Below are 20,253 nucleotides of genomic sequence, written 5' to 3'. Positions count from 1 at the left end.
GGACACGTGATGCTCGCCGACAAGGACCGCATCTTCACCAACATCTACGGGTTCCACGACAAGAGCCTGAAAGGCGCCATGGCGCGCGGGCACTGGGACGGGACCAAGGGTTTCATCGCGCAGGGGCGCGACTGGATCATCCAGCAGATCAAGGATTCGGGGCTTCGCGGCCGCGGCGGCGCCGGCTTCCCGACCGGCCTCAAATGGTCGTTCATGCCGAAGCAGTCGGACGGCCGGCCGCACTATCTCGTCGTCAATGCCGACGAGTCGGAGCCGGGGACCTGCAAGGACCGGGAAATCCTGCGCAACGACCCGCATACGCTGATCGAGGGCTGCCTGATCGCCGGCTGCGCCATGGGCGCCCATGTCGGCTACATCTATGTGCGCGGCGAGTTCATCCGGGAGCGCGAGGCGCTGCAGCGCGCCATCGACGAGTGCTATGACGCCGGCCTGCTCGGCAAGGGCAACAAGAACGGCTGGGACTTCGACCTCTACGTCCATCACGGCGCCGGCGCCTATATCTGCGGCGAAGAGACGGCGCTGCTCGAAAGCCTCGAGGGCAAGAAGGGCCAACCGCGGCTCAAACCCCCGTTCCCCGCGAACATGGGTCTCTACGGCTGCCCGACGACGGTGAACAACGTCGAGTCGATCGCGGTGACCCCGACGATCCTCAGGCGCGGCGCGACCTGGTTCTCCTCCTTCGGCGCGCCGAACAATGTCGGCACCAAGCTGTTCTGCGTCTCCGGCCACGTGAACAAGCCGGCGACCTTCGAGGAGGCGATGTCGATCCCCTTCTCGGAATTGGTCGAGAAGCATTGCGGCGGCATCCGCGGCGGCAAGGACAATCTGCTCGCGGTCATCCCCGGCGGCTCTTCGGTGCCGCTGGTGCCGGCCGAGCAGATCTGGGACGCGGCCATGGACTTCGATTCGCTCAGGGCGCTGCGCTCCGGACTCGGCACGGCGGCGGTGATCGTGCTCGACAAGTCGACGGACGTGGTGAAGGCCATCACCCGCATCTCCTACTTCTACAAGCACGAGAGCTGCGGCCAGTGCACGCCCTGCCGCGAAGGCACCGGCTGGATGTGGCGCGTGCTCACCCGCATGTCGGAAGGCCGCGCCCAGAAGAAGGAGATCGACATGCTCCTCGAGGTGGCGGGGCAGGTCGAGGGCCACACGATCTGCGCGCTCGGCGACGCGGCGGCCTGGCCGGTCCAGGGCCTGATCCGGCATTTCCGTCACGAGATCGAGAAGAAGATCGACGCCTATTCGGCCAACCCGCACGGCGAGCCCGTGCGCATCGCAGCGGAGTGACGACCATGACCCGGCACGGCCTGATCCTGATCGGCGCTCTCGTTCTCGGCGGCTGCGTGACGGCGGCCCCGCCGCCGCCCGCCCAGCCGACCGGCGTGGCGGAACTGCGCGTCACCATCAACACGACGCCGGACTATGTCCGCCAGACGATCATCGCCCGCGCTGCGGCTCGCGGCACCGCCGGCACCTCGCCCAACGCCCGCACCATCGTGCTGGAGCGCGAGATCCCTGAGACGACGGCGGCCCTGGCCGCGGTCTGCGGCCCGCACCAGCCGGGCCGCCGGGTTCGCGTCGTCCTGACGACGGACCGCGCCGGACCGCGCACCGTGGTGACCGAGCGGCGCTTCCTGCTCGACCGCGGCGGCGCCCGCTGCGCCGTGCTGCTGACGCCCGAGGACGTGGCCGCCGGCAACCGGTCTCTCGCCGAGCTGAAGGCCCAGGCCGAGACGCAGGTGGCGGGGCGCTGACGGGCATGAGGGCACCGCGCACCGATCGCAGGATCGACAGGGCCGCCGCCGGCGGATCGCCGTCGCTTGCGCCGGTCTCGGCCTTGATCGACGCGTGCCAGAACAAGACCCAGCCGGGAGTGGCGCCAGGGGCGACGTGCATCACCGCAACCACGATGGAGGGCCGGCCATGAGCGCTGCCGCCAAGGATGTGAGTGCATTGCAGACCGATTCCATCCGGGGCTTCGACGCCGTGGCCGGTCCCGCCATGGCGGCCATGGTGCTGCCGACGGCGATGATGATGGGCGGGTTCGTCGCCATGTGCGGCGTCGGCTTCGCCTTCGCCAGGGCCCTGTCGGCGACCGGGCGGCCGGAGACGGAGCCCGCCCCGGCGCCCGCCGCGCCGCGCCTCGTGGTCTCCAACCCGCCGGAGGCCGTTCCGACGGCCGCGGCCGAGGCGGCAAAGCCCGCGCCGGCCAAGCCGACGGGGACGCCGCCGAAGCCTTCGACGCCCGGCGGCACGCCGCCGAAGCCGAAGGCCGCCAAGGCCGTGTCGCCGAAGGACCGGCCCGCGCCGCCCAAGGCGCAGGCCGTGAAGGCGAAGGTCGACGAGGTGCCGGCTGCCGTTGCCGTGGCGGCCGCCAAGCCCGCGCCGGCCAAGCCGACGGGGACACCGCCGAAGCCGGCGACGCCCGGCGGCACCCCGCCCAAGCCGAAATCTGCCGCCGTTTCAAACACCGAAGCCGTTGCCGCGGTGCCGGTTGCGAAAAAATCTGTCCCCAAAGCGGCGAAAGCACCGACAATCGCGAAGACATCGACGGCCAAGGGCATTTCCCTGCCCAGGCTGTCGATCCAGAAGGCGCCGGGCTCCGAGCCCGGCAAGGATTGAACCTTCCGCCGGCCGGCCAGCCGGCCGGCGGAATCGAGACGAGGCGGCGTGAGCCGCCTGACGAGGATGCCGGAGCTGCGCGTGCGCAGATCCGGCCAGGACCGGATGGAATGAGCCGATGGCGAAGGTGATCGTCGACGGGCAGGAGGTCGAGGTGCCGGCCGAGTACACGCTGATGCAGGCGTGTGAGGCCGCGGGCGCCGAGATTCCGCGCTTCTGCTACCATGAGCGGCTGTCGATCGCCGGCAATTGCCGCATGTGCCTCGTCGAGGTGAAGGGCTCGCCGAAGCCGGTGGCCTCCTGCGCCCAGAACGTGCGCGACCTCAGGCCCGGCCCGAACGGCGAGCCGCCGGTGATCAACACCAAGACGCCGCTGGTGAAGAAGGCCCGCGAGGGGGTGATGGAGTTCCTGCTCATCAACCACCCGCTGGACTGCCCGATCTGCGACCAGGGCGGCGAGTGCGACCTGCAGGACCAGGCCATGGCCTATGGCGTCGACAAGTCGCGCTACAGCGAGAACAAGCGCGCCGTCGAGGACAAGTATATCGGCCCGCTGGTGAAGACGGTGATGACGCGCTGCATCCACTGCACGCGCTGCGTCCGCTTCACCACCGAGGTCGCCGGCATTTCCGAGCTCGGCCTGATCGGTCGTGGCGAGGACGCCGAGATCACCACCTATCTCGAGCAGGCGATGACCTCGGAGCTGCAGGGCAATGTGGTCGACCTCTGCCCGGTCGGTGCGCTGACCTCCAAGCCCTTCGCCTTCAATGCGCGCCCGTGGGAGCTGCTGAAGACCGAGTCGACCGACATGATGGACGCGGTGGGTTCGGCGATCCGGGTGGATGCCCGCGGCCGCGAGGTCATGCGCGTGCTGCCGCGCCTCAACGAGGCGGTGAACGAGGAGTGGATCTCCGACAAGACCCGCCACGTCGCCGACGGCCTGCGCACCCAGCGCCTCGACCGGCCCTATCTGCGCGAGAACGGCCGCCTGCGCCCGGCCACCTGGCCGGAGGCCTTCGAGGCCATCGCCGCGAGGGTGAAGGCGACGGCCCCGGCGAAGATCGGTGCCATCGCCGGCGACATGGCGACGCTCGAGGAGATGTATGCTCTGAAGGGCCTCGTCACCGCCCTCGGCTCGTCGAACATCGACGGCCGCCAGGACGGCGTGAAGCTCGACCCGGCGCTCGGCCGCGCTTCTTATGTCTTCAATCCCGGCATCGCCGCCATCGAGGAGGCCGACGCCATCCTGCTGGTCGGCACCAATCCGCGCCGCGAGGCACCGATCGTCAACGCCCGCATCCGCAAGCGCTGGCGCATGGGCGGGGTGAAGATCGCCGTCATCGGCGAGGTCGTCGACCTCACCTACACCTACGACTATCTCGGCGCCGGGCCGGAGACGCTGGCCGACGTCGTCGCCGGCAAGCACTCCTTCGCCGAGGTGCTCAAAGGAGCCTCGAAGCCGCTGGTCATCGTCGGGCAGGGGGCGCTCGCCCGCGCCGACGGCGCCGCGGTGCTGTCGCTCGCCGCCCATGCCGCGACCGCCTTCGGCGGCGTCGCCGAGGGCTGGAACGGCTTCGCCGTGCTGCACACGGCCGCCTCGCGGGTCGGCGCGCTCGATCTCGGCCTGGTACCGGGCGAGGGCGGACTGGACGCGGCGGCCATGGCGACCGGCGGCGTCGACCTCCTGTTCAACCTCGGCGCCGACGAGATCACGGTGGGCGAGGGGCCCTTCGTTGTCTATGTCGGCACCCATGGCGACCGCGGCGCGCACCGCGCCGACGTCATCCTGCCGGGCGCGACCTACACCGAGAAGTCCGGTCTCACCGCCAATACGGAAGGCCGCATCCAGGTCGTCAACCGCGCCGGCTTCCCGCCGGGCGAGGCCAAGGAGGACTGGGCGATCCTGCGCGCCCTCTCCGACGTGCTCGGGGTGAAGCTGCCCTTCGACTCGCTGGCGCAGCTGCGCGCGGCCATGGCGAAGGACTTCCCGCACACGCTGCGCATCGGCGCTCTGGCGCCGGTCGAAGGCGCTGCCATCGGCGCGCTCGCATCCCGCGGCGGCAAGGTGGAGGCGGCGCCCTTCGCGGCCTTCATCGACGACTTCTACATGACCAATCCGATCGCGCGGGCCTCCGCGACGCTCGCCGAGTGTTCGGCGATCGCCAAGGGCACGCACCGGCAGGCGGCGGAGTAAGGCAAGGCGATGACCGACTTCTGGACCCTGATCTGGCCGATCCTGCTCATCGCCATCCAGAGCCTCGTGCTCATGGTGGCGCTGCTGGTCTTCGTCGCCTTCATCCTGCTGGCCGACCGCAAGATCTGGGCGGCGGTTCAGCTGCGCCGCGGACCCAACGTGGTCGGGCCCTTCGGCCTGCTGCAGAGCTTCGCCGACCTCTTGAAATTCGTCTTCAAGGAGCCGGTGATCCCGTCGGGCGCCAACAAGGGCGTGTTCCTGCTGGCGCCCTTCGTCTCGGTGATCCTGGCGCTCGCCGCCTGGGCGGTGATCCCGCTCAACGAGGGGTGGGCCATCGCCGACCTCAATGTCGGCATCCTGTTCATCTTCGCGATCTCCTCCCTCGGCGTCTATGGCGTCATCATGGGCGGCTGGGCGTCGAACTCGAAGTATCCCTTCCTCGGCGCGCTGCGCTCGGCGGCGCAGATGGTGTCCTACGAAGTCTCCATCGGCTTCGTGATCATCTGCGTGCTGCTCTGCGTCGGCTCGCTGAACCTCTCCGACATCGTCCGCGCGCAGGACAAGGGCATCGGCCTGTTCGGCTGGTTCTGGCTGCCGCTGTTCCCGGTCTTCGTGATCTTCTTCATTTCGGCGCTGGCGGAGACCAACCGTCCGCCCTTCGACCTGCCGGAGGCGGAGTCGGAGCTGGTCGCCGGGTTCATGGTGGAGTACGCCTCCACGCCCTACATGATGTTCATGCTGGCCGAGTACGTGGCCATCATGACCATGTGCTCCCTCACCACGATCCTGTTCCTCGGCGGCTGGCTGCCGCCGTTCCCCTTCGCACCCTTCACCTGGGTGCCGGGGGTGATCTGGTTCGTGCTGAAGGTCTCCCTGGTCTTCTTCATGTTCGCCATGGTGAAGGCCTTCGTGCCGCGCTATCGCTACGACCAGCTCATGCGGCTCGGCTGGAAGGTGTTCCTGCCGATCTCGCTGGTGATGGTCGTCGTGGTGGCGGGCGTGCTGCAGTTCACCGGCTGGGCGCCGTAAGGAGCCCGCCATGGAGGGCCTGTTCAGCCCCGCCGGCCTGCTGGGCGCCCTGATCGGCGCAGCGGTGGGCTGGGTCGACTACCGGATCGTCTCGGGTCTGGTGGCGGGCAAGCTCAGGCAGACCGATCGCTCGACCACCGAGGCCGAGCGGCAGGACTACGAGCGCCGGATCGTGCTGGCGCAGCGGATCCTGATGGTCGTCATCGTGCCCGTCTTCGCGGGCCTTGGTTACTGGCTCGGCCGCTCGCTCAGCGGCTGGGGCATTTGAGGAGAAGAGGTCCATGGCGTCGACGTTCCGGCTCGACCGCGCGGCCAAAGCCCTGTTCCTGACGGAGTTCGTCTCGGCGTTCTTCCTGTCGATGCGCTATTTCTTCAAGCCGAAGGCGACGATCAACTACCCCTTCGAGAAGGGGCAGATCTCGCCGCGGTTCCGGGGCGAGCATGCGCTGCGCCGCTATCCCAACGGCGAGGAGCGCTGCATCGCGTGCAAGCTCTGCGAGGCGATCTGCCCGGCCCAGGCCATCACCATCGAGGCCGGCCCGCGCCGCAACGACGGCACGCGCCGCACCACCCGCTACGACATCGACATGGTGAAGTGCATCTATTGCGGTTTCTGCCAGGAGGCCTGCCCGGTGGACGCCATCGTGGAAGGCCCGAACTTCGAGTTCTCGGTGGAGACCCGCGAGGAGCTCTACTACGACAAGGCACGGCTTCTGGCCAACGGCGACCGCTGGGAACGCGAGATCGCCGACAGCCTGAAGAAGGACGCGCCTTACAGGTGACGACCGCGGGACGCGGCCCGGCGGTTCGCCGTCTGGACGGGTTCCAACTTGGACTTTATGAGAGGCGCGCGCAGGGCTCCCCCTGAGTCTTCGAAAAGCGCGCCCTCGAAACAGGAACGGGGCAAAGGGGCAGATGCTCGCCGGTCTCTTCTTCTACCTCTTCGCCGCGGTTCTCGTGGCCTCGGCCTTCATGGTCATCGCCGCGCGCAATCCCGTGCACTCGGTGCTGTTCCTCATCCTGGCCTTCGTCAACGCCTCCGGCCTCTTCGTGCTGATGGGGGCGGAGTTCCTGGCGATGATCCTGGTGGTCGTCTATGTCGGCGCCGTGGCGGTGCTCTTCCTCTTCGTCGTCATGATGCTCGACGTCGACTTCGTCGCGCTCAGGCAGGGCTTCCTGCAATATCTACCGGTGGGCGTGCTGATCGGCCTCGTGGTCCTCGCCGAACTGTTCATGGTGATCGGCGCCTGGACGCTCGGCGGCACCGCGCCCAAGACCATCACCGCCCCGATCCCCGCCGGCATCACCAATGCCGAGGCGCTGGGGCGGGTGCTCTACACCCAATATGTCTATTTCTTCCAGCTTTCCGGCCTCGTCCTGCTGGTGGCCATGATCGGCGCCATCGTGCTGACGCTCAGCCACCGCACCGGCGTGAAGCGGCAGGATCCGGGGGCGCAGTCGGCCCGCACGCCGGAGACGGCCATCGAGGTCGTCAAGGTCAAGACGGGCGAGGGGGTCTGAACCATGCTGACCATCGGTCTGTCGCACTACCTGTCGGTGGCCGCGATCCTGTTCACCCTCGGCATGCTGGGCATCTTCCTCAACCGGAAGAACATCATCGTCATCCTGATGTCGGTGGAGCTCATCCTGCTCGCCGTGAACATCAATCTCGTCGCCTTCTCCACCCATCTCGGTGATCTCGTTGGCCAGGTCTTCGCGCTCCTGGTGCTGACGGTGGCGGCGGCCGAGGCGGCCATCGGCCTCGCCATTCTCGTCGTCTTCTTCCGCAACCGCGGCTCCATCGCGGTGGAAGACGTCAACATGATGAAGGGCTGACCGGTCCATGTATCAGGCCATCGTCTTCCTTCCGCTCGTCGGCTTCCTCATCGCCGGCCTGTTCGGCCGGGCCATCGGGGCGCGCGCCTCGGAGATCGTCACCACGAGCCTTCTGGGCATCGCGGCGCTCCTGTCCTGGGTCGCCTTCTACCAGGTCGGCTATGCCGGGCAGGGCACCACGGTCGAACTGATGCGCTGGATCAGCGCCGGCTCGCTCAACGTGTCCTGGTCGCTGCGCATCGACACGCTCACCGCCGTGATGCTGGTGGTGGTGAACTCGGTCTCCTTCCTCGTGCACCTCTATTCCATCGGCTACATGCACGAGGATCCGGACCGGCCGCGCTTCTTCGCCTACCTGTCTTTCTTCACTTTCGCCATGCTCATGCTGGTGACGGCGAACGACCTGCTGCAGATGTTCTTCGGCTGGGAGGGCGTGGGCGTCGCCTCCTATCTGCTGATCGGCTTCTGGTACAAGAAGCCCTCGGCCAATGCCGCGGCGATGAAGGCCTTCATCGTCAACCGCGTCGGCGACTTCGGCTTCCTCCTTGGCATTTTCGGCCTCTACACCCTGACCGGCTCCATCGGCTTCGAGGCGGTGTTCAGCGCCGCCCAGGGCCTCTCCGGGCAAAAGATGGCCTTCCTCGGCTATCAGCTCGACGCGCTTACCGTCGTCTGCCTGCTGCTGTTCATGGGCGCCATGGGCAAGTCGGCGCAGTTCCTGCTGCACACCTGGCTGCCGGATGCCATGGAGGGCCCGACGCCGGTCTCCGCCCTCATCCACGCGGCGACCATGGTCACCGCCGGCGTGTTCATGGTGGCGCGCCTGTCGCCCGTCTTCGAATATGCGCCCGGTGCCCTGCAGGTGGTGATGTTCTTCGGCGCCACCACCGCTTTCTTCGCCGCCACCGTCGGTCTGGTGCAGAACGACATCAAGCGCGTCATCGCCTATTCGACCTGTTCGCAGCTCGGCTACATGTTCGTGGCGCTGGGGGCGGGGGCCTATTCGGTCGGCATCTTCCACCTCTTCACCCACGCCTTCTTCAAGGCGCTGCTGTTCCTCGGCGCCGGCTCGGTCATCCATGCGATGCACCACGAGCAGGATATCCGGCGGATGGGCGGGCTCGCGCCCCACATCAAGTTCACCTACGCCATGATGGTGATCGGCACGCTGGCCCTGACCGGCTTCGGCATCCCGTTCCTGCACATCGGCTTCGCCGGCTATCACTCGAAGGACGCGATCATCGAGGTCGCCTATGCCGCCCACGGCGCCATGGGGCCCTATGCTTTCTTCATGACCGTCATCGCGGCGCTGATGACCTCGTTCTACTCCTGGCGCCTGATCTTCATGACCTTCCACGGCCAGCCGCGCTGGGCCGGGGCCCACGGACATCATGACGACCATGCCCATGCCGACGCTGCCGCCCATGGCCATGCCGACCCGCATGCCCACGCGCATGGCGCCAAGGACGATCATCATCACGACGACCACGGCCACGGCCATGCCCACCAGCCGCACGAGAGCCCGCTGGTCATGCTGATCCCGCTCGGCGCGCTGGCCGTCGGCGCCGTCTTCTCCGGCGTCGTCTTCATGAAGAAGTTCACCGACGAGGCCGGCATCAAGGGCTTCTTCCGCGACTCCATCTTCATGCGGCCGGAGAACCACATCATCCACGAGTTCCACAGCGTTCCCGGCTGGGTGCCCTGGACGCCCTTCGTGATGATGGCGATCGGCTTCGCGCTCGCCTGGTACATGTACATCAAGCGGCCGGACGTGCCGGTGCAGCTCGCCCGCGAGCACCAGGGCCTGTACCAGTTCCTGCTCAACAAGTGGTACTTCGACGAGCTCTACGACCGCATCTTCGTGCGGCCCGCGCGCTGGCTCGGCCGCTTCTTCTGGAAGAAGGGCGACGGCTGGCTCATCGACGGGTTCGGTCCCGACGGCATCGCCGCCCGCGTCGTCGACATCACCCGCGGGGTGGTGCGTCTGCAGACCGGCTACGTCTACCACTATGCCTTCGCCATGCTGATCGGTGTCGCGGCCCTCGCCACCTGGTTCATGTTCTCCGGCGGCGTCGGAGGAGCACACTGATGTCGAATGCCCCGATCCTCTCGATCATCACCTTCCTGCCGCTGCTCGGCGCCGCGCTGATCCTGATGGTGCGCGGCGACGACGAGGCCGCCAAGCGCAACATCCGCATGATCGCGCTGTTCGCGACGCTGGTGACATTCGGCCTGTCGCTGATCCCGGTCTGGCTGTTCAACCCGGCGACCGCCGAGTTCCAGTTCGTCGAGCGCGCCCCCTGGCTCGGCGGGGTCATCAGCTACCGCATGGGCGTCGACGGCATCTCGCTGCCGCTCGTCATCCTCACCACCTTCCTGATGCCCTTCTGCATCCTCGCCTCCTGGGTCTCCATCGAGAAGCGGGTGAAGGAGTACATGGTGGCCTTCCTGGTGCTCGAGACGCTGATGATCGGCGTCTTCTGCGCCCTCGACATCGTGCTCTTCTACCTGTTCTTCGAAGCCGGCCTGATCCCGATGTTCCTCATCATCGGTATCTGGGGCGGAAAGCGGCGCATCTACGCCTCGTTCAAGTTCTTCCTCTACACGCTCGCCGGCTCGCTGCTCATGCTCCTCGCCATCATGGCGATGATCTGGACGGCGGGGACTTCCGACATCGCCGAGCTCCTGAAGACCGGGCCGAAGCTGTTCTCGCGCGACATGCAGTTCTGGCTGTGGCTCGCCTTCTTCGCCTCCTTCGCGGTGAAGATGCCGATGTGGCCGGTGCACACCTGGCTGCCGGACGCCCACGTCGAGGCGCCGACGGCAGGCTCGGTCATCCTTGCAGGCGTGCTCCTGAAGATGGGCGGCTACGGCTTCCTGCGCTTCTCGCTGCCGATGTTCCCGGAGGCCAGCGCCTTCTTCGCGCCGATCGTCTTCGCCCTGTCGATCATCGCCATCATCTACACCTCGCTGGTGGCGATGATGCAGGAGGACATCAAGAAGCTGATCGCCTATTCCTCGGTGGCCCATATGGGATTCGTGACCATGGGCATCTTCGCCGGCAACGCCGAGGGCATCCAGGGCGCCGTGTTCCAGATGATCTCCCACGGCATCGTCTCCGGCGCGCTCTTCCTCTGCGTCGGCGTCGTCTATGACCGCATGCACACCCGCGAGATCGCGGCCTATGGCGGGCTCGTGAACCGCATGCCGGTCTATGCGGTAATCTTCATGGTCTTCACCATGGCCAATGTCGGCCTGCCCGGCACGTCGGGCTTCGTCGGCGAGTTCCTGACGCTGATGGGCACGTTCAAGGCCTCGACGACGGCGACCTTCCTCGCCGCCACCGGCGTCATCCTCTCCGCCGGCTATGCGCTCTGGCTCTACCGCCAGGTGATCTGGGGCGAACTGACCAAGCCGTCGCTGAAGGCGATCACCGACGTCGACCGCCGCGAACTGACCATCCTGGTTCCGCTGGTGGTGCTGACGATCCTCTTCGGCGTCTATCCGCGCCCGATCCTCGCCACCTCCGAGGTGGCGGTGAACGCGCTGGTGGAATCCTACAATCAGGCGAACGGAGCGGCCCGCACGGCCGCCACCGTCCCGAGCCGCTGACGGTGCCGACGATGAACGCTCCGGTCCTCGACCTCGCCCCGATCCTGCCCGAGCTGATCCTAGCGCTCGGCGCCATGGCGCTGCTCATGTACGGCGTCTTCACCGGCGACCGCTCGGCCCGCACCGTGACGGTGGGCGCCATCGCGCTCCTGGTGGCGGCGGCGGTGGCGGTGATGCTGATCGGCGGCGCGCCGCGCTCCGTCTTCAACGGGTCCTTCGTCCTCGACGGCTTCGCGCGCTTCATGAAGGTGCTCGCCTTCCTCGGCGCCGCCGTGGCGTTGGTCCTCTCGCAGGACTTCCTCAGGCGCGAGCGGGTCGAGAAGTTCGAGTTCCCGATCCTCATCCTCCTGTCGACCACCGGCATGGGCGTGCTGATCTCGGCCGGCGACCTCATCGCGCTCTATATGGGCCTCGAGCTCATGTCGCTGGCGCTCTACGTCATCGCCTCGATCCACCGCGACAACGCCAAGTCGACCGAGGCGGGCCTGAAATATTTCGTCCTCGGCGCGCTCTCCTCGGGCATGCTGCTCTACGGCTGCTCGCTGATCTACGGCTTCACCGGCACGGTGCAGCTCGCCGGCATCGCCGCGGCCCTGAAGGGCGGCCCGATCGGCCTCGGCCTCGTCTTCGGCCTCGTCTTCCTCATCGCCGGCATGGCCTTCAAGGTCTCGGCCGTGCCCTTCCACATGTGGACGCCGGACGTCTACGAGGGCGCGCCCTCGCCGGTGACGGCCTTCTTCGCGGCGGCGCCGAAGGTCGCGGCCATCGCCATCTTCGCCCGCGCCCTCGTCACCGGCTTCCCGGCGGCGGCGCACCAGTGGCAGCAGATCGTCGTCTTCGTCTCGGTCGGCTCGATGCTGCTCGGGTCCTTCGCAGCCATCGGCCAGACCAACATCAAGCGCCTGATGGCCTATTCCTCCATCGGCCACATGGGCTTCGCGCTGGTCGGCCTCTCGGCAGGCACGGCGGCGGGCGTGCAGGGCGTGGCGGCCTACATCGCCATCTACATGATCATGACGCTCGGCACCTTCGCCTGCGTCATTGCCATGCGCCGCGGCGACGAGGCGGTGGAGACCATCGACGACCTCGCGGGGCTGTCGCGCACCAATCCGCTGATGGCGGCGGCGCTCGCGGCGCTGCTGTTCTCGCTCGCCGGCATCCCGCCGCTCGCCGGGTTCTTCGCCAAGTGGTACGTGTTCTCGGCGGCCATCGAGGCCAAGCTCTACACGCTGGCAGTGATCGGCGTGCTGTCGAGCGTCATCGGCTGCTACTACTACCTGCGCATCGTGAAGCTGATGTATTTCGACGAGCCGGCGCCGGCCTTCTCGCCGGTGCGGATCGAGCTGAAGACGGTGCTTGTCGCCTCGGCGCTGTTCAACACTCTCTTCGTCGTCTATCCGGCGCCGCTCGTCGCAGCCGCGGCAGCGGCGGCGCGGTCGCTGTTCTGACCCGGCCGGCATTCCGGCACCGCTCCTGCCGCGTCGCAGCACGGCCGGGCTTGTCCCGGCCTTTCGCGGCTTATAGGACTGCCGGGAGCGTCCGGCAGACCGGCGCGCCCTCTCGCCGGCAGCCCCGTGCCGCCGGTTCCCCCACGCGCATGCAGGATGTCGTGCTGACCCTTTCCGAGACCGCTCAGGCGGCAGGCTTCCAACTCGTTCATCTCGCCGAGGTCGGCTCGACCAATGCGGAGGCGCTGGCGCGCGGCGCGGCGGGCGAGACGCAGCCGACCTGGGTGGTGGCCGACCGCCAGACGGCGGGGAAGGGGCGGTGGGGCCGCTCCTGGACCGGCTTCGACGGCAATCTCTTCGCGACGCTCCTCCTCACCGATCCGGCGCCGGCGGCGCGCATCGCCGAGCTGTGCTTCGTCAGCGCCCTGGCGCTGGACGACGCGCTGCTGACGCTGGCCCCGGACCTCGAGAGCCGCTTCAAGGTGAAGTGGCCGAACGACGCGCTGCTCGACGGCGCCAAGGTCTCCGGCACGCTGATCGAGGCGACGACGCGTGGCGCGACCACGCAGGTCGCCATCGGCATCGGCGTCAACGTCGCGCACCATCCCGGCGACATGCCCTATCCGACCCAGAGCCTCAACGGGGCCGGCATCGCGGTGGACCGCGACCAGGTCTTTGCGGCGCTGAGCCGCTCCATGGTGACGGCGCTCGCCATCTGGCGGCGAGGCCAGGGCTTCAATGCCATCCGCGCCGGCTGGCTCGCCCGCGCCCACAATCTCGGCGGACCCATGGTGGCCAAGAGTGGCGACAGGCGCATCGAAGGCGTCTTCGTCGGCCTCGACGCCGAGGGACGCCTTCTCCTCGATACCCCGGACGGCCGGGAAATGATCACCGTCGGCGAGGTCGTTCCCGCGCTGGCCGGCACGGTGCACTGACCCATGGCGAAACGACCCCATTCCGGAACGGCCGACGAACTGGTGTTCTGCCCCCTGGGCGGCGTCGGCGAGATCGGCATGAACTTCTCGCTCTACGGCCACGGCTCGCCGGCCAAGAAGGACTGGCTGGCGGTGGACTGCGGCGTCGCCTTCGCCGGCCCCGACCTGCCGGGCATCGACCTGATCATGCCCGATCCGCGCTTCCTCACGGCGGAGAAGAAGCGGCTCAGGGCGCTGGTCATCACCCATGCGCACGAGGACCATATCGGCGCTGTGGCGGACCTGTGGCCGCGCCTCGGTTGCCCGATCTATCTCACCCCCTTCGCCGCGGCGATGCTGGAGGCCAAGCGCCTCAACGAGCCCGGCGCACCGAAGGTGCCGATCCACGTGATCCAGCCGGGGCAGGTGATCGAGGTCGGGCCGTTCTCCTTCGAGATGATCGCGGTGGCCCATTCGATCCCTGAATCGACCTCGCTGGCGATCCGCACGCCGCTCGGCCTCGTCGTCCACACCAGCGACTGGAAGATCGACCCGACGCCGGTGCTCGGCGCCGTCACCGACGAGGCGCGGTTCCGCGCTCTCGGCGACGAGGGCGTGCTCGCCATGATCGGCGATTCCACCAATGCCATCCGCGAGGGCATCTCGCCCTCCGAGCGCGAGGTGGCGAAGGAGCTGGAAAAGATCATCCGCGCCGCGAAGGGCAGGGTGGCGGTGACCACCTTCGCCTCCAATGCCGGCCGGATCCGCTCGGTGGCGGAGGCGGCGATGCGCTGCGACCGGCAGGTGGTGCTGGTAGGCCGCGCCATGGAGCGCGTCATCGGCATCGCCCGCGAACAGGGCATGCTGGACGGCATCCCGCCCTTCGTCGGTGCCGAATCCTACGGCTACCTGCCGCGCGACAAGGTGGTGGCGGTGCTGACCGGCAGCCAGGGCGAGCCGCGCGCCGCTCTCGCCCGCATCGCCAACGACGACCATCCGGAGGTGACGCTGACCCCGGGCGACACGGTCGTCTTCTCCTCGCGCACCATTCCCGGCAACGAGAAGGCGGTGGGCAACATCATCAACAGTCTGGTCAAGCAGGGGGTGAAGATCATCACCGACCGCGACGGGCTGGTGCACGTCTCCGGCCATCCGCGGCGCGGCGAGATGGAGCAGATGTACACCTGGGTGCGGCCGAAGATCGCCATTCCCGTCCACGGCGAGGCCTATCACATGGCCGAGCACGCGGCACTGGCGCGGCGCATGGGCGTCAAGGACGTCATCCTCGCCAATGACGGCGACGTCATCCGCCTCGCTCCCGGCGAGCCCGACGTGGTCGACACCGTGCCGGCCCAGCGCCTGTTCAAGGACGGCTCGCTGCTGATCGAGGAGGCGGCGCGTGTCGTTCCCGAGCGGCGGCGCCTATCCTTCGCCGGGATCGTGTCTGTCGCCATCGCCCTCGACGACCGCGGCCAGATCGTCGGCGACATCCAGATGGACATGGCCGGGGTGCCCGAGCAGGACGCCATGGGCGAGGATCTCGCCGAGCTCGTCGAGGAGACGGTCATCGACTGTGTCGAGGGCCTGCCCAAGGCCCGTCGCCGCGACCCCGATGCGGTGGCCGAGAGCGTCACCCGCGCCATCCGCGGCACGCTCAACGGCAGATGGGGCAAAAAGCCGATGTGCCATGTGCTGGTGGTGACGGTATAGCTGGGGCGAATGGGGAGTGGCGAATGGCGAATGGGGTCGACGCTGCCTGCCGCCGCGCCGGAGTCTCGCCACTCGCCACTCGCTACTCGCCACGAAGGAGCCCTCCATGATCGGACGCCTCAATCACGTCGCCATCGCCGTCCGTGACCTCGAGAAGGCCAGCGCGCTCTACCGCGACACGCTGGGGGCGACAGTCACGGCGCCGGTGGCCCAGCCGGCCCACGGCGTCACCGTCGTCTTCGTCGAACTGCCGAACACCAAGATCGAGTTCCTCGCGCCGCTGGGGGCCGACAGCCCGATCGCGAAGTTCCTCGACAAGAACCCGGACGGCGGCATCCATCACGTCTGCTACGAGGTGGACGACATCATCGCGGCGCGCGATCATCTGAAGGCGCAGGGCGCGCGTATTCTGGGGGACGGGGAGCCGAAGATCGGCGCCCATGACAAGCCCGTGCTGTTCCTGCACCCGAAGGACTTCAACGGCACTCTGGTGGAGCTCGAACAGGCATGAGTATCCCGGCCGCGCTCGCCATCTATTTCATCATCTGGTGGCTCGTCCTCTTCGTCGTCCTGCCCTTCGGCGTGAGGTCGCAGGTGGAGAGCGGGCGGGTGGTGCCGGGCAGCGATCCCGGCGCGCCGATGCGGACGGTGATGCGCGACAAGGTGATCGCCACCACCATCGTGGCGGGGATCGTCTTCGGGCTCTACTACCTGAATTACGCCTACGGCTTCATCACCCTGGACGACATTCCGTTCATGCCGCGGGCGGTGGTGGGCTGAGGGCCGAACCAAGCCCTGTATGCTGCAACGCAGCGCAAGAGTGGATAAGTATTCTTCCGGAGGGGTTGGCCTGCACTTTTTTTCGCCACCGGCTGCCCATGTTGGTGACAAACCATTTTTCGTGGTCTAGCCTTCCCTTGCTGCAAGAAAGAGGCCCCTGCGAACGACCGCGGTAAGGTCTCATGGCTCAGGTCTTGGGAGGAAGACCCCCCGGGTGCAGGTTCGGAAGAACCTTCGCGCGGGAAACAAAAAGAAGACGGCAGGCGCGATACTCCGCGACGTCGAGCTTCACTAGCATGTCCTAGAGGAGGCGGGATCCATGATCCCGCCTTTCCTTTTTTCCGGCCGGGCGCAGCGCCGCCGCCGGCAGGCCGTCGCGGAGCGGCGGCGCGCTGGGCCGAAGGGAGGCCATATCGGCCTTTCGTCTTGCTTCCGGCGGCAAAAGAGGGTCAATTCCCGCCTCCCGCGCCCTGGCGCGCGGCTGCCACCGCCATGCCCTCCGAGGTCTTCGATGCGTCTGTCCCGCTACTTCCTGCCGATCCTGCGCGAGACGCCGAAGGAAGCCGAGATCGTCTCACACCGCCTGATGCTGCGCGCCGGCATGGTGCGCCAGGAGAGCGCCGGCATCTATGCCTGGCTGCCCCTGGGCCTGAGGGTGCTGAACAAGGTGCAGGCCATCGTGCGCGAGGAACAGAACCGCTCCGGCGCCATCGAGCTGCTGATGCCGACCATCCAGTCGGCCGATCTGTGGCGCGAGAGCGGGCGCTACGACGCCTATGGCAAGGAGATGCTGCGCATCCGCGACCGGCACGACCGCGAGATGCTGTTCGGCCCGACCAATGAGGAGATGATCACGGAGATCTTCCGGGCCTATGTGAAGAGCTACAAGGACCTGCCGCTGAACCTCTACCACCTGCAGTGGAAGTTCCGCGACGAGGTGCGGCCGCGCTTCGGCACCATGCGCAGCCGAGAGTTCCTGATGAAGGACGCCTATTCCTTCGACCTCGACAAGGAGGCCGCGGTCCACGCCTACAACAAGATGTTCGTCGCCTATCTGCGGACCTTCGAGCGCTTCGGCCTGAAGTCGATCCCGATGCGCGCCGATACCGGGCCGATCGGCGGCGACCTCTCCCACGAGTTCATCATCCTGGCCGACACGGGTGAGAGCCAGGTCTATTGCCACAAGGACTATCTCGATTTCGCCGTGCCGCCGGCCGACACCGACTTCGACGACGTCGCCGGGATCAAGAACACGGTCGCCAAGTGGACCTCGCTCTACGCCGCCACCGACGAGATGCACGACGCCGCCGCCTACGAGGCGATCCCCGAGGCCTCCAGGGTCTCGGCGCGCGGCATCGAGGTCGGCCACATCTTCTATTTCGGCACCAAATATTCCGATCCCATGGCCGCCACGGTGCAGGGGCCGGACGGCAAACCGGTGCCGGTGCATATGGGCTCCTACGGCATCGGCCCGACGCGCGTCGTCGCCGCCATCATCGAGGCCTGCCACGACGAGGCCGGCATCAAGTGGCCGGCGGCGGTGGCGCCCTTCACCGTCTCGGTGATGAACCTCAAGCAGGGCGATAGCGCCTGCGACGCGGCCTGCGAGGAGCTCTACCGCACGCTCTCCGCCAAGGGCGTGGACGTGCTCTACGACGACCGCGACGACCGTCCGGGCGCCAAGTTCGCCACCGCCGACCTCATCGGCATCCCCTACCAGGTGATGATCGGCCCGCGCGGCCTCGCCGAAGGCAAGGTGGAGATGAAGCTGCGCGCCACCGGCGAACGCGAGATGCTGACGGCGGCCGACGTCGTCGCGCGCGTCACCGGTGGCTGAGGACCGGGACGCGGAGGCTGTCGAGATCCGGGCGGTCGGACCTGCCGACCGCGCGCTGTTCGCGCGGGTGGCGCCGGAGGTCTTCGACGGCGCGGTCATGCCGGAGCGGCTCGCAGCCTATCTCGGCTCGAAGGACCACATCATGGTTCTGGCGCTGCGGGACGGCGAGGTGGTGGGGCAGGTGGCCGCCGTCATCCACCGCCACCCCGACATGCCGGACGAGCTCTACATCGACAATCTCGGCGTGACGCCGGCGCTGCAGCGTCGCGGCATCGGCCGGCGGCTGATGGACGCGGTTTTCGCGCTCGGGCGGGCGCGGGGCTGCGAGGAGGCCTGGGTCGCCACCGAATTCGACAACCGGCCGGCGCGGGCGCTTTACACCCGGCTGGGGCCCGTCGAGGATGAGCCCGTCGCCTTCTATCTCTACGAGCTGTGAGGGCGCGGGCGCGGGGCCGGCCTTGCCCCGCGGCCGACAGTGCCTATCTCGGCAGGGCGGGGACGACCCCGCCGTCGGGATGGTTGCGCCGGGGACGACCCCGCATCAGGGGAGGGTCGTCATGGCCTGGATCTATCTCGCGCTTGCCGGCCTGTTCGAAGTGGGCTGGGCGGTGGGGCTCAAGTTCACCGAGGGGTTCACCCGGCCCGTTCCCACGGCCCTCACAGTCGCCAGCATGGCGGTGAGCCTCTTCCTCCTCGGCCTCGCGCTGAAGACGCTGCCGCTCGGCACCGCCTATGCCATCTGGACCGGCATCGGGACGGTGGGGACGGTCATCCTCGGCATCGCTCTGTTCGGCGAGAGCACCCAGGTGCTGCGCCTCGCCTGCATCGGGCTGATCGTCGCCGGCATCGTCGGGCTGAAGCTCGTCTCGCCGGAATGACGAGTCGCATGAATCGGTTGCGGCGGGATGCTGACAGATCGATTCCGGGCGTTGAGACGGTGATTCAAGGGCGGGTCTTGCCGAGAATTCGAGTCCGGAGCCCGCGCCAAGTCATTGGCGCGGGACTCGTTCTCCTCCGGAGGGAGGTTGCCCGCCTCAGCCCAGCGTGAAGGCCTCGTGGATGGCACTCTTCACGCCGCCGCCCATCTGCGGCCCGCCGCCGGCGACGTAGATGGCGTCGCCGATGGCCACCGCGCCCATGCCGTGGCGCGGGGTGAGCATGGGCGCATAGGCCTCCCAGCGGTCGGCGACCGGGTCGTAGGCCTCGTTCTGCCCGTAGACGCGGTTCCAGCCTTCGCCGCCCATGCAGAAGATCTTGCCGCGGTAGAGCACGGCGCCGTGGCCGGATCGGGCCGTCGGCATGTGGTTGCGCGCCGCCCATTTGTCCGCGGCCGCGTCGTAGACGTGGTGCAGCACCGAGTTGGTGTGGAAGCTGTCGACCCGCCCGCCGATGATGTGGATCGCGCCATTGACGTTCACCACGCCGACGTGGTCGCGGCCGAGGGGCATGGGCGCGAGGCGCGTCCAGCGGTCGTCCTTCGGGTCGTAGACGAGGTGCCAGTCGATGGACTTGCGCGTCTCGAAGCTGTTGCCGACGGCGCCGCCGATGGCGTGGATGCGCTCGCCGACAGCGATGCAGGCGATGGCGCCGCAGGCCTCGGGCAGGGGGCGGATGGCGGTCCACCTGTCGCCGTCGGCGCCCCAGACGAAACATTCGGCGTGGGGCGTGCGGTTCTGCTCGATGAAGCCGCCGATGGCGTAGAGCTTCGTGCCGGAGACGGCGACGCCAACGTGGTTGGCGCCGCGCGGCACTTCCGCCGCGGTGATCCAGGCATTGGCGGCCGGATCGTAGACGTGATGGTAGGGCCGGTCGACGCGCTGCTCGGCATAGCCGCCGACGAGGTGCATGCGGCCCTCGCGGCCGACGGCCCAGGCCATTTCGGTGCGCGGGATGGGGAGCGGCGCGCGGGCTTGCCAGCGGCCGGGGTTGGCGGCCATCGGCGCCGGGCTCACCGTATAGGCCTGGGAATGGTGGACCTCGGGAATGTCCATGCGGCCCGGCGCGTTCAGCCGCTCGAACTGGCCGTCGCGGTGGGGGTGGTGCGGCCCGTGGCCGGCATGCGGGTTCTGGGCGAAGGCGGCGCCCGAGACGAGGGCGAGGCCGCCGGAAAGCATGAGGCGTCGGGAGGGCTGGGTCATCGCGGTCACCGGGGTGAGAGGGCGCGGGAGGCGGAGGTTAACGCGGCCCTCGCGGCCGGCAAACGCCCGTGGTGGTCTAGACCGGCCACGGGCCGCGGCGGATCGCGGC

At 68.1% G+C, this 20,253-nt stretch carries 20 protein-coding genes; 19 read left to right on the top strand and 1 reads right to left on the bottom strand.

Translation table 11 applies throughout. The features are described 5' to 3' along the window. Window positions 1–9 precede the first annotated feature (9 nt). From nuoF to sugE, 19 genes are all read left to right on the top strand, one after another. Entirely contained in the window at window positions 10–1,311 is a 1,302-nt protein-coding gene (nuoF, locus tag C6569_RS09260) for an NADH-quinone oxidoreductase subunit NuoF (protein WP_106748575.1), read from the top strand. A gap of 5 nt (window positions 1,312–1,316) precedes the next feature. Next, window positions 1,317–1,778, top strand: coding sequence for a hypothetical protein (locus tag C6569_RS09255; protein ID WP_106748574.1), 462 nt, complete (start codon window positions 1,317–1,319; stop codon window positions 1,776–1,778). A 169-nt stretch (window positions 1,779–1,947) separates the two neighbouring features. After that, the gene (locus C6569_RS09250; protein ID WP_146144766.1) at window positions 1,948–2,646 is read left to right on the top strand and encodes a hypothetical protein; all 699 of its coding nucleotides are present in this window, start codon (window positions 1,948–1,950) and stop codon (window positions 2,644–2,646) included. A 118-nt stretch (window positions 2,647–2,764) separates the two neighbouring features. Then, on the top strand, window positions 2,765–4,840 hold the full coding sequence (nuoG, locus tag C6569_RS09245) for an NADH-quinone oxidoreductase subunit NuoG (protein ID WP_106748572.1): 2,076 nt from the start codon (window positions 2,765–2,767) through the stop codon (window positions 4,838–4,840). Window positions 4,841–4,849: 9 nt separating this feature from the next. Beyond that, window positions 4,850–5,869 carry an NADH-quinone oxidoreductase subunit NuoH gene (gene nuoH, locus C6569_RS09240; RefSeq protein WP_106748571.1) on the top strand — a complete coding sequence of 340 codons (1,020 nt, stop codon included), beginning with the start codon at window positions 4,850–4,852 and terminating at the stop codon, window positions 5,867–5,869. Window positions 5,870–5,879: 10 nt separating this feature from the next. Continuing rightward, complete coding sequence (locus C6569_RS09235) at window positions 5,880–6,137, top strand: hypothetical protein (RefSeq protein ID WP_106748570.1); 258 nt, start codon at window positions 5,880–5,882, stop codon at window positions 6,135–6,137. A gap of 13 nt (window positions 6,138–6,150) precedes the next feature. Then, window positions 6,151–6,651 (top strand): NADH-quinone oxidoreductase subunit NuoI, encoded by a 501-nt coding sequence (nuoI, locus tag C6569_RS09230; RefSeq protein WP_106748569.1) that lies wholly within the window; start codon window positions 6,151–6,153, stop codon window positions 6,649–6,651. A gap of 133 nt (window positions 6,652–6,784) precedes the next feature. Next, window positions 6,785–7,390 (top strand): NADH-quinone oxidoreductase subunit J, encoded by a 606-nt coding sequence (locus C6569_RS09225; protein WP_106748568.1) that lies wholly within the window; start codon window positions 6,785–6,787, stop codon window positions 7,388–7,390. A gap of 6 nt (window positions 7,391–7,396) precedes the next feature. After that, complete coding sequence (gene nuoK, locus C6569_RS09220) at window positions 7,397–7,705, top strand: NADH-quinone oxidoreductase subunit NuoK (RefSeq protein ID WP_106750972.1); 309 nt, start codon at window positions 7,397–7,399, stop codon at window positions 7,703–7,705. A 7-nt stretch (window positions 7,706–7,712) separates the two neighbouring features. Then, window positions 7,713–9,794 carry an NADH-quinone oxidoreductase subunit L gene (gene nuoL / locus C6569_RS09215; protein WP_106748567.1) on the top strand — a complete coding sequence of 694 codons (2,082 nt, stop codon included), beginning with the start codon at window positions 7,713–7,715 and terminating at the stop codon, window positions 9,792–9,794. Further along, complete coding sequence (locus C6569_RS09210) at window positions 9,794–11,317, top strand: NADH-quinone oxidoreductase subunit M (RefSeq protein ID WP_106748566.1); 1,524 nt, start codon at window positions 9,794–9,796, stop codon at window positions 11,315–11,317. Before nuoL ends, C6569_RS09210 begins: the two co-directional genes overlap by 1 nt. Window positions 11,318–11,328: 11 nt before the next feature. After that, window positions 11,329–12,765 (top strand): NADH-quinone oxidoreductase subunit NuoN, encoded by a 1,437-nt coding sequence (gene nuoN / locus C6569_RS09205; protein WP_106748565.1) that lies wholly within the window; start codon window positions 11,329–11,331, stop codon window positions 12,763–12,765. Between the two features lie 161 nt (window positions 12,766–12,926). Continuing rightward, window positions 12,927–13,700 carry a biotin--[acetyl-CoA-carboxylase] ligase gene (locus C6569_RS09200; protein WP_245898282.1) on the top strand — a complete coding sequence of 258 codons (774 nt, stop codon included), beginning with the start codon at window positions 12,927–12,929 and terminating at the stop codon, window positions 13,698–13,700. A 3-nt stretch (window positions 13,701–13,703) separates the two neighbouring features. Next, window positions 13,704–15,389, top strand: a complete 1,686-nt coding sequence (locus C6569_RS09195; RefSeq protein ID WP_106748563.1) for a ribonuclease J — start codon at window positions 13,704–13,706, stop codon at window positions 15,387–15,389. A gap of 106 nt (window positions 15,390–15,495) precedes the next feature. Next, entirely contained in the window at window positions 15,496–15,900 is a 405-nt protein-coding gene (gene mce / locus C6569_RS09190) for a methylmalonyl-CoA epimerase (protein WP_106748562.1), read from the top strand. Continuing rightward, a complete protein-coding gene (locus C6569_RS09185) occupies window positions 15,897–16,169 on the top strand; it encodes a DUF1467 family protein (protein WP_106748561.1) in 273 nt (90 codons plus the stop codon). The genes mce and C6569_RS09185 overlap by 4 nt, the downstream gene beginning before the upstream one ends. 511 nt (window positions 16,170–16,680) lie before the next feature. Then, the gene (gene proS, locus C6569_RS09180; protein WP_106748560.1) at window positions 16,681–18,006 is read left to right on the top strand and encodes a proline--tRNA ligase; all 1,326 of its coding nucleotides are present in this window, start codon (window positions 16,681–16,683) and stop codon (window positions 18,004–18,006) included. Further along, window positions 17,999–18,442 carry a GNAT family N-acetyltransferase gene (locus tag C6569_RS09175; protein WP_245898281.1) on the top strand — a complete coding sequence of 148 codons (444 nt, stop codon included), beginning with the start codon at window positions 17,999–18,001 and terminating at the stop codon, window positions 18,440–18,442. Before proS ends, C6569_RS09175 begins: the two co-directional genes overlap by 8 nt. 121 nt (window positions 18,443–18,563) lie before the next feature. Next, on the top strand, window positions 18,564–18,884 hold the full coding sequence (sugE, locus tag C6569_RS09170) for a quaternary ammonium compound efflux SMR transporter SugE (protein WP_106748559.1): 321 nt from the start codon (window positions 18,564–18,566) through the stop codon (window positions 18,882–18,884). A 156-nt stretch (window positions 18,885–19,040) separates the two neighbouring features. Here the strand turns inward: sugE and C6569_RS09165 are convergent, their stop codons facing one another. Continuing rightward, window positions 19,041–20,144 carry a Kelch repeat-containing protein gene (locus C6569_RS09165; protein WP_245898280.1) on the bottom strand — a complete coding sequence of 368 codons (1,104 nt, stop codon included), beginning with the start codon at window positions 20,142–20,144 and terminating at the stop codon, window positions 19,041–19,043. Between the last annotated feature and the right edge of the window lie 109 nt (window positions 20,145–20,253).

This window comes from Phreatobacter cathodiphilus, from assembly GCF_003008515.1.
Lineage (GTDB): Bacteria > Pseudomonadota > Alphaproteobacteria > Rhizobiales > Phreatobacteraceae > Phreatobacter > Phreatobacter cathodiphilus.
Note: the sequence above shows the minus strand (reverse complement) of the source record. Positions and strands in the feature narration are given on the sequence as shown.